Below are 8977 nucleotides of genomic sequence, written 5' to 3'. Positions count from 1 at the left end.
CCGGAGACGTTCGAGCTGCTCGCGGCGCTGCTCGGGGGAGACTGGGCCGTCGCCGACGCCAGCGCCGAGCGGCATCGTGGCGAGGGCAACGGCCTGGTCGCCGCGTTCTGCCAGTTCCACCTCGAGCGCCAGCTGCGCTCGCTGCCGATGGTCGAGAGGGTCTGAATGCCGGTCCCACCCCCGCCGCACCCGAGCGGCGAGCGCGCTCCCTCGATCCCGAAGGAGTTCGTGCCGCGGCACGTCGCCGTCGTCATGGACGGCAACGGCCGCTGGGCCAACGCCCGCGGGCTGCCTCGGACCGCCGGGCACGCCGCCGGGGAGGCCTCGCTGCTCGACGTCGTCGCGGGAGCGATCGAGGTCGGCGTCGAGTACGTGTCGGCGTACGCGTTCTCCACGGAGAACTGGTCGCGGTCGCCCGACGAGGTCCGCTTCCTCATGGGCTTCAACCGGGACGTGCTGCGGCGGCGGCGGGACCTGATGAACTCGTGGGGCGTGCGGGTGCGCTGGGCGGGTCGGCGGCCGAGGCTGTGGCGCTCGGTGATCAACGAGCTCGAGACCGCCGAGGAGCTGACGAAGAACAACTCGACCGTCACGCTCACGATGTGCGTGAACTACGGCGGACGGGCCGAGATCGCCGACGCCGCGCAGGCCATCGCGAGGGACGTCGCGGCGGGCCGCGTGAAGCCGGACAAGGTCAACGAGAAGCTGTTCGCCCGCTACCTCGACGAGCCCGACCTGCCCGACGTCGACCTGTTCCTGCGCTCGTCGGGCGAGCAGCGGACGTCGAACTTCATGATCTGGCAGGCGGCCTACGCCGAGCTGGTGTTCCTGGACGAGCCGTGGCCCGACGTCGACCGGCGGCACCTGTGGCGGGCGGTCGAGACGTACGCGCGCCGCGACCGGCGGTACGGCGGGGCGGTCGACAAGCCGGGTCAGACCTCGGCCTGAGCGGGCTCCTGGGTCTGCGCCAGGCGCGCCCGGCGCAGCAGTCGGCGGCGCACGAACCACACGATCGCGCCGACGAGCAGGACGGCCACCCCGAGCAGKGCCCAGGGCGACTGCGCGAACAGCGCCAGCGCACCCCACACGGCACCGAACCCGACCGTCGCCCACACCACCGCCCAGACCAGCGCGCCGGGGATCGAGGCGAGCGAGAAGCGCAGGTAGGGCATCTTGATGAGCCCGGCCGACGCGAAGATCGCCGTCTGGAGCCCGACGGTGACGTAGGCGAGCGTGACGGCGACGGCACCCCACCGACGCACCAGGTCGAGGCCGCGCTGCGCCGTGCGGGTGTCGGTCCAGGCCTCGAGCCGCAGCATCGTGGCGTGCCACCACCCGGGGGCGGCCTCGGTCTCGTGCACGGCCTGCGCGCCGCGGACCACGCCGCGGCCGGCCCAGTAGGTGGCGTGCGAGCGCGCGAGGACGATGGCGAAGAGCACGACCACGGCGATGCCGAGGGAGACGCCTCCCAGGCCGTAGGCGTCGCGCACGTGGGTCACAGGGCGATCCTACGGTGCAGGTGAGGTAGGCCTAACATCGTGCACGTCGTCGACCAGCAGCACGTCGTCCACCATGTCGGGATGCGGGTCGCGCGGGGGCTGCGGGCGCGACAGGACGGGCTTCAGGCTCGCGGCGACGGCGTAGACCAGGATCGCGAGCACGACGATGGTGGCGCCCGGCGGGATGTCCTGCCAGTACGTGAGCACGAGCCCGGCGACGCTGACGACGACGCCGACGATGCTGGCCAGCATCATGGTGCTGCTGAACGACCGCGCGAACAGCTGCGCGATCGCGACGGGCACGATCATCAGCGCGCTGACCAGCAGCAGGCCGACGACGCGCATCGCGATGGTGACCGTGAGGGCGGCGATGACGGCGACGATCATCGACAGGAAGCGCACGGGCAACCCGCTGGCTCGCGCGAACTCCTCGTCGTGGCTGACCGCGAACAGGGCGGTCCGCAGGCCGATGCCCACGCTCAGCACCAGGGCGGCGAGCCCGACGGTCCACCACAGGTCCGTGGTCGAGACGGTCGAGATGGAGCCGAACAGGTAGCTGATGAGGTTGGCGTTGGTGCCGCCCGCGACCTTGATGAGCAGCACGCCGCCCGCGATGCCGCCGTAGAACATGAGCGCGAGCGCCAGGTCCCCGCTGGTCCGGCCACGCTCGCGCACGAGTTCGATGACGACGGAGCCGACGATGGCGGCGATGACGGCGCCGGGCACGGCGAGCGCGTCCTGCGGCACCAGCCCGGCCCAGCTGCCGACGAGCCAGCCGAGCGCCACGCCGGTGAGCGCGACGTGCCCGATGCCGTCGCCCATGAGGGCCATGCGGCGCTGCACGAGGAACGTCCCGACGACCGGCGCGCAGGCCCCGACGAGGATCGCCGCGATCAGCGCCCGCTGCATCAGGGGCGACGTCAGCAGCTCGACCACCTGGTCCCACGCGGTCACGGGTTCACCTCCACGGACAGGGACGGACCGCTGGGCGGCACCTCGGGGTCGGAGTGCGCGTGGGTGTGGTCGTGCCACTCGCCGGCGTGCTCGCCGCGGGCCCGGGGCGGTGCACCGTCGTGCGCGACGCGGCCGTGCCGGAGCACGATCGCCCGGTCGATGAGCGGCGCGAACGGGCCGAGCTCGTGCAGGATCACGACCACCGTGGTGCCGGCGTCGTGCAGCCGGCTGACGGTGTCGACGAACGTGGCCTGCGTGGGGATGTCGATCCCCGACGTGGGCTCGTCCAGCACGAGCAGGTCGGGGTCGCGGACCAGGGCGCGCGCGATGAGCACGCGCTGCTGCTGCCCGCCGGACATCTCCTGCACGCGCTGGTGCGTGCGGTCGCCGAGGCCGACGTCGGCGAGCGCGTCGAGGGCCCGGCGCCGGTGCCCCCGCGGCGGGCGCAGCGACCGGCCGTGCAGCAGCCCGGAGGTCACCACCTCGTACGCGGTGGCCGGGACGCCCGCGGCGGCCGGGAGGCGCTGCGGCACGTAGCCGACGCGGTCCCAGGGGGCGGTCGGCCCGAGGTCCGTGCCGAACAGCTTCACGGTCCCGGCGGTGCGCGGGATCACGCCGAGCAGGGTGCGCACGAGCGTCGACTTGCCGGACCCGTTGGCGCCGAGCAGGGCCAGGACCTCACCGGCGGGGACCGCGAGGTCGATGCCGTCGAGGATCGGCTGCCCGCCCAGGGTCACGCCCAGGCCGGAGGCCTCGATCACGGGTGCGCTCACGAGCAGGACAATGCCACGCGGAGGGCGTCGAGGTTGCGCTCGGCGATCGAGAAGTAGTCGTCGGCGGGATCCGCGAGCCCCTCGACGGGGTCGAGCACCGCGCTGTCGATGCCGAGGTCGTCGGCGAGCGTCTCGGACACCTTCGGGCTCACCAGGCTCTCGAAGAAGATCGTGCTCACGTGCTGGTCGCGGACGATCTTCTCCACGGCCGCGAGCCGGGCGGGGGACGGCTCGGCCTCGGGGCCGATCCCGGAGATCCCCACCTGGGACAGGCCGTACCGGTCCGCGAGGTACCCGAACGCGTCGTGCGAGGTGACGAACGTGCGGGTCTCGCACGCGGCCAGCCCGCTGGAGTACGCGGCGTCGAGGTCGGCGAGCTTCTGGTTCAGCTCCGCGGCGTTCGCCTTGTACTCGGACGCGCCCTCGGGGTCGATGGCGGTGAGCTGCTCCGCGACGTCGTCGACGACCGACGGCAGCCGGCTGGGGTCGAGCCAGAAGTGCGGGTCGAGGGTGCCGTGCTCGTGCCCCTCGTCGGCCCCGTCCTCGTGCCCGTGCTCCTGCAGGGGCGTCATCAGGGTCGTGTCGTTCGCGGCGTCCACGACGTGGGCGGGCGAGGTCTGCGCGACGGCGTCGTCGACGGCGGCCTGGAAGCCGGAGAGGGTCACCACCAGGTCGGCGCGGTCGATCCGGGAGACCTGGGCGGGGGAGAGCTCGACGTCGTGCGGCTCGGCTCCGGGGGGTGTGAGCGAGCGGACGGTCACCCGGTCGCCGCCCACCTGCTGCGCCACGAACTGCAGCGGATAGAACGACGCCATCACGTCGACCGTCCCCTCGGCGACGCCGGACTCGCTCGCGCACCCCGCCACGAGCAGCGGGACGAGGGCGACCGGGGCGAGCAGCCGGGCTCGTCGGGACACGATGGACATGACGATCATTCTCAGTTGGACGAGAACCATTGTCAAAACGACCTCGCCGGATGACCGGTAGCCTGGGCTGCGCTCGACTCTTGCTCAACCGCGGCGACGCCGCTGCGGTCCATCCGCCCGCGACACCCAGCCGCGGGCGCCACCACCCTGGAGTGATCGATCGTGGCTGCACCCTCCCGCCTGGACTCCGTCGTCTCCCTCGCCAAGCGGCGCGGGTTCGTCTTCCCGAGCGGCGAGATCTACGGCGGTACCCGCTCGGCGTGGGACTACGGACCGCTGGGCGTCGAGCTCAAGGAGAACATCAAGCGCCAGTGGTGGCGCACGATGGTGACCAGCCGCGACGACATCGTCGGCCTCGACTCCTCGGTGATCCTGCCCCGCCAGGTCTGGGTCGCCTCCGGCCACGTCGGCGTCTTCACGGACCCGCTGACGGAGTGCCTGAACTGCCACAAGCGGTTCCGCGAGGACCACATGCTGGAGGAGTTCGAGGAGAAGAAGGGCCGCGCCCCCGAGCACGGCCTGGCGGACATCGCGTGCCCCAACTGCGGCACGCGCGGTCAGTGGACCGAGCCGCGCGACTTCAACATGATGCTCAAGACCTACCTCGGCCCGGTCGAGGACGAGTCCGGCCTGCACTACCTGCGGCCCGAGACCGCGCAGGGCATCTTCGTGAACTTCGCCAACGTGTCGACGACGAGCCGCAAGAAGCCGCCGTTCGGCATCGGCCAGATCGGCAAGTCGTTCCGCAACGAGATCACGCCGGGCAACTTCATCTTCCGCACGCGCGAGTTCGAGCAGATGGAGATGGAGTTCTTCGTCGAGCCCGGCACCGACGAGACCTGGCACCAGTACTGGATCGACCAGCGCACCGACTGGTACGTGGACCTCGGCATCAGCCGCGACAACCTGCGGCTCTACGAGCACCCGGCCGAGAAGCTGTCCCACTACTCGAAGCGCACCGTCGACATCGAGTACCGCTTCGGCTTCCAGGGCAGCGAGTGGGGCGAGCTCGAGGGCATCGCCAACCGCACGGACTTCGACCTCAAGACGCACACCGAGCACTCGGGCCAGGACCTCTCGTACTTCGACCAGGCGACCGGCACCCGCTACGTGCCGTACGTCATCGAGCCCGCGGCCGGCCTGACTCGGAGCCTCATGGCGTTCCTGGTCGAGTCCTACACCGAGGACGAGGCGCCCAACACCAAGGGCGGGGTCGACGTGCGCACGGTGCTCAAGCTCGACCCGCGCCTGGCCCCGGTCAAGGCCGCGGTCCTGCCGCTGTCCCGCAACGAGTCGCTGTCGCCCAAGGCCCGCGACCTGTCCGCCGAGCTCCGCAAGAACTGGAACGTCGAGTTCGACGACGCCGGCGCGATCGGCCGCCGGTACCGCCGCCAGGACGAGATCGGCACGCCGTTCTGCATCACGGTCGACTTCGAGACCCTCGACGACCAGGCCGTCACCATCCGGCACCGCGACGACATGACGCAGGAGCGCGTGGCCCTGGACAAGGTCACCGGCTACCTGGCGCAGCACCTCGTCGGCGCCTGACGCGTCCGACCACACCGACGACGCCCGTCCCGCTCGCGCGGGGCGGGCGTCGTCGTGTCCGCATGACATCCGTCATGCCCGGCTCGTGACGGTCGGCGGGGGAGCGGCCCGCGGCCGTCGGCCAGGATCGAGCCATGACCTTCACCGACACCCTTCCCACACCGGCCCCGGCCGGCTCGGAACCGCTGGCGATCGAGCTGCGCGGTCTGCACAAGTCCTTCGGCACCGTGCGTGCCGTCGACGGGATCGACCTGGCGATCACGCCGGGTGAGGTCGTCGCGTTCCTGGGCCCCAACGGCGCCGGCAAGACGACCACGATCGACATGCTCCTCGGCCTGGCCCAGCCCGACTCGGGTTCGGTGTCGGTGCTCGGGCTCGACCCCAGCCGCGCGATCGCCGAGGGCCGGGTCTCCGCCGTCATGCAGACGGGCGGCCTGCTCAAGGACCTCACGGTGGGGGAGACGGTCGAGCTGACCGCGTCCTTCTTCCGGTCGTCCCGGACCGCGCAGGAGGTGCTCGGCCGTGCGGGGATCGCCGACATCGCCGACCGCCGGGTGGGCAAGTGCTCCGGGGGGCAGCAGCAGCGGCTCCGGTTCGCGCTCGCGCTCCTGCCGGACCCGGACGTCCTGGTCCTCGACGAGCCGACCACCGGCATGGACGTCGAGGGGCGCCGCGACTTCTGGACGGCCCTGCGGGCGGACGCCTCCCGCGGCCGGACGATCCTGTTCGCGACGCACTACCTCGAAGAGGCCGACGCCTACGCCGACCGGATCGTGCTGGTCAGCCACGGGCGGATCGTCGCCGACGGGTCGGCCGCGCAGGTCAAGAACATGGCCTCGGGCCGCCTGGTCACGGCGACCCTGCCGGACCTCACCCCCGCCGAGAGTGCAGCCCTGCACGCGATCCCCGGCGTGCAGTCCGTCGAGCTGCGCCGCGACCGCGTCCTCGTGCACACGTCGGACTCCGACGGCGTCGCACGCCACCTGCTCACCGCCACCGCGGCGAGCGACGTCGAGATCACCGCCCGCGGGCTCGAGGACGCGTTCCTCGCCCTGACCGGCGACAACCACACCCCTGGGAGTGCAGCATGAGCGCCGCAGCCACGACCGTCGCCACCGCCCGCGCGACGGACCGTGCGCCCCGCACGGGACTCATCAACGGACCGTTCCTGTCCATCGAGCTGCGCCGCCTGCTGCGCAACCGCCGCACGGTCATCTTCACGCTGATCATGCCGCCGGCGTTCTTCCTCATCTTCGGCACGGCCGACGCGTACACGACCCAGTCGGTGGGCAACGCCAACGTCACGGCGTTCATCATGGTGTCGATGGCGCTCTACGGCGCGATGCTGGCCACCACCAGCGGGGGCGCCAGCGTCTCGGTCGAGCGCTCGCAGGGGTGGACCCGTCAGCTGCGGCTCACGCCGCTGCGGCCGGCCACGTACGTGTTCACCAAGGTGGCGGTCGCCATGGTGATGGGGCTCGCGGCGGTCGTCGTCGTGGCCGCCGTCGGGCTGCTGAGCGGCGCGACGGGGGACACCAGCGCGCTCGTCGCCTCCCTCGGGCTCGCCTGGGTGGGCTCGGTCGTCTTCGCCGCCTTCGGGCTGTTCATGGGGTACCTGCTGCCGGCGGAGAACGTCATGCAGATCCTCGGCCCGGTGCTCGCGCTCCTGGCGTTCGCGGGCGGCCTGTTCGTCCCGCTCGGCGACGGGCTGTTCGCCGACATCGCCAAGGTGGTCCCCACCTACGGCCTGGCCGAGATCGTGCGGGCGCCGCTCACGGGTGAGACGCCGAGCATCTGGGCCGTCGTCAACGTGGTCGGCTGGGCGGCCGTCTTCGTCGGCGGAGCGGCCTGGCGGTTCCGCCGCGACACGGCGCGGGTGTGACCCGCACGGCGACGGATCCCGGTGACCGTCACCCGGCTAGCGTGGGCGCCGTGAGGCGTCGCGCGGAGCCGGGTGACGGCATCTCCGTGCCCAAGGACGAGTGGCCCAGCTGGGGCGGCCGGCTCGCGTACGCCTCGGAGGCGGACGGCATCGCCCGGCCGCGCACCCGCAGGGTCATGCGCGTCGTCGGCCCGGCCATGGGCATCGTCTGGGCGGTGTTCCTGCTGCAGCCGTGGCAGGCCGCGTGGGCGGCGTCGCCCGGGATCGAGCGCACCCTGTCGCTCGTGGCGATCGCGGGCCTGGCGGCGAGCTTCGCCTGGGTGGTGCTCACCCGGGCCGGGCCGCACGGCAGCCGACTGCCGCACCCGCACACCGGCGTGGTGCTGGTCGGCCAGGTCGTGCTCGTGGGCGTCTCGACCCTGGCCGCGGAGGAGCAGGGGCTGGTCGGCCTCGTCTTCGTCTGCGTCTCCGCGATCTTCCTCCTGCGCGACCCGCGGGCCCTGCTGGTCGCCGTGTTCTCGTGCGTGCTCATCCTCGTGGTCCCGCGCCTGGTGCCGGGCTGGGACACCATCGACGACCTCGTGATCTCGGTGATCCTGGCCTCCGTCGCCGTGTACGGGTTCACGCAGCTGGTGCAGCGCAACCGTCAGCTCGCGCTCGCGCAGGACGAGGTCGCGGTGCTGGCCGTGGAGCGGGAGCGCGAGCGCATCGCGCGCGACATGCACGACATCCTCGGTCACTCGTTGACCGTGATCGCGGTGAAGGCGGAGCTGGCCGGGAAGCTGTTCGACGTCGACGCCGACCGCTCGCGGGCCGAGATCGCCGAGGTGCAGGCGCTGGCCCGGTCCGCGCTCGCGGACGTGCGCGGCATGGTCTCGGCCACGCGCGCGGTGACGCTCGCGGGCGAGCTGGCCGGCGCGCGGCAGGCGTTCGACTCCGCGGGGGTCGAGGCGGACGTGCCCGGCACGGTCGACCAGGTCCCCGAGGCGCTGCGCGAGCTCTTCGCCTGGGCGCTGCGGGAGGGCACGACGAACGTCATCCGGCACTCGGCGGCGTCGCGGGTGCGCGTCACGATGACCGCGGACACGCTCGTCGTCGAGGACGACGGCTTCGGGCCGGCCACCACCGAGGTGGTGCCCGGCAACGGGCTGCGCGGGCTGACGGAGCGCGCGCGAGAGGTCGGGGCGCACGTCGAGGTGTCCGCGAGCCCGCTGGGCGGCTACCAGCTGCTGGTGACGACGAAGAACGGTGCTCGGTGATCAGACTGCTGCTGGCCGACGACCAGGCCCTGGTCCGGGGAGCGCTGGCCGCCCTGCTCGATCTCGAGTCGGACCTCACGGTGGTCGCGCAGGTGGGCCGTGGMGACGAGGTGCTGCTGGCCGCCCGGGAGAACGC

Annotated in this window: 10 protein-coding genes and 1 pseudogene; 7 read left to right on the top strand and 4 right to left on the bottom strand. The window is 72.4% G+C overall.

The annotated features are described in order from the left end of the window. The coding region (locus tag ACXJKG_RS16475) for a DNA repair protein RecO C-terminal domain-containing protein (RefSeq protein ID WP_456846826.1) at positions 1-165 on the top strand (165 nt) is incomplete at its 5' end. Further along, complete coding sequence (locus ACXJKG_RS16470; RefSeq protein ID WP_456846825.1) at positions 166-948, top strand: isoprenyl transferase; 783 nt, start codon at positions 166-168, stop codon at positions 946-948. On the opposite strand, the gene ACXJKG_RS16465 is transcribed toward ACXJKG_RS16470, so the two are convergent. From ACXJKG_RS16465 to ACXJKG_RS16450, 4 genes are read right to left on the bottom strand one after another with little or no spacing between them, the layout of a single operon-like run. Further along, positions 933-1499, bottom strand: coding sequence for a DedA family protein (locus ACXJKG_RS16465; RefSeq protein WP_456846824.1), 567 nt, complete (start codon positions 1497-1499; stop codon positions 933-935). The genes ACXJKG_RS16470 and ACXJKG_RS16465 overlap by 16 nt on opposite strands. Positions 1500-1508: 9 nt before the next feature. Next, positions 1509-2453: a metal ABC transporter permease gene (locus ACXJKG_RS16460; RefSeq protein ID WP_456846823.1), complete on the bottom strand. Its 945-nt coding sequence runs from the start codon at positions 2451-2453 to the stop codon at positions 1509-1511. Then, on the bottom strand, positions 2450-3226 hold the full coding sequence (locus ACXJKG_RS16455) for a metal ABC transporter ATP-binding protein (RefSeq protein WP_456846822.1): 777 nt from the start codon (positions 3224-3226) through the stop codon (positions 2450-2452). Before ACXJKG_RS16455 ends, ACXJKG_RS16460 begins: the two co-directional genes overlap by 4 nt. Next, entirely contained in the window at positions 3223-4152 is a 930-nt protein-coding gene (locus tag ACXJKG_RS16450) for a metal ABC transporter substrate-binding protein (protein WP_456846821.1), read from the bottom strand. The genes ACXJKG_RS16455 and ACXJKG_RS16450 overlap by 4 nt, the downstream gene beginning before the upstream one ends. Before the next feature lie 162 nt (positions 4153-4314). Between ACXJKG_RS16450 and ACXJKG_RS16445 the strand changes: the two genes are divergently transcribed. The 5 genes and pseudogenes from ACXJKG_RS16445 to ACXJKG_RS16425 form a co-directional block, all read left to right on the top strand. After that, positions 4315-5700 (top strand): glycine--tRNA ligase, encoded by a 1386-nt coding sequence (locus ACXJKG_RS16445; protein WP_456846820.1) that lies wholly within the window; start codon positions 4315-4317, stop codon positions 5698-5700. 134 nt (positions 5701-5834) lie between these two features. Then, positions 5835-6791, top strand: coding sequence for an ABC transporter ATP-binding protein (locus tag ACXJKG_RS16440; RefSeq protein ID WP_456846819.1), 957 nt, complete (start codon positions 5835-5837; stop codon positions 6789-6791). Then, positions 6788-7582, top strand: coding sequence for an ABC transporter permease (locus ACXJKG_RS16435; RefSeq protein WP_456846818.1), 795 nt, complete (start codon positions 6788-6790; stop codon positions 7580-7582). The genes ACXJKG_RS16440 and ACXJKG_RS16435 overlap by 4 nt, the downstream gene beginning before the upstream one ends. A gap of 50 nt (positions 7583-7632) precedes the next feature. After that, positions 7633-8841 carry a sensor histidine kinase gene (locus ACXJKG_RS16430; RefSeq protein WP_456846817.1) on the top strand — a complete coding sequence of 403 codons (1209 nt, stop codon included), beginning with the start codon at positions 7633-7635 and terminating at the stop codon, positions 8839-8841. After that, positions 8838-8977: pseudogene (locus ACXJKG_RS16425) on the top strand (DNA-binding response regulator); the annotation flags it as partial. The gene ACXJKG_RS16430 and the pseudogene ACXJKG_RS16425, both read left to right, overlap by 4 nt.

The organism is Cellulomonas sp. P5_C6, from assembly GCF_054049635.1.
The sequence above is the reverse complement of the archived record's forward strand: the minus strand, read 5'-3'. Positions and strand labels throughout refer to the sequence as shown.

What these genes read in the sequence shown, in the direction of transcription:
- ACXJKG_RS16470 (WP_456846825.1), top strand. Translation starts at nt 166, where the DNA reads ATGCCGGTCCCACCCCCGCCGCACCCGAGCGGCGAGCGCGCTCCCTCG.
- ACXJKG_RS16450 (WP_456846821.1), bottom strand. Translation starts at nt 4,152, where the DNA reads ATGTCCATCGTGTCCCGACGAGCCCGGCTGCTCGCCCCGGTCGCCCTC.
- ACXJKG_RS16440 (WP_456846819.1), top strand. Translation starts at nt 5,835, where the DNA reads ATGACCTTCACCGACACCCTTCCCACACCGGCCCCGGCCGGCTCGGAA.
- ACXJKG_RS16435 (WP_456846818.1), top strand. Translation starts at nt 6,788, where the DNA reads ATGAGCGCCGCAGCCACGACCGTCGCCACCGCCCGCGCGACGGACCGT.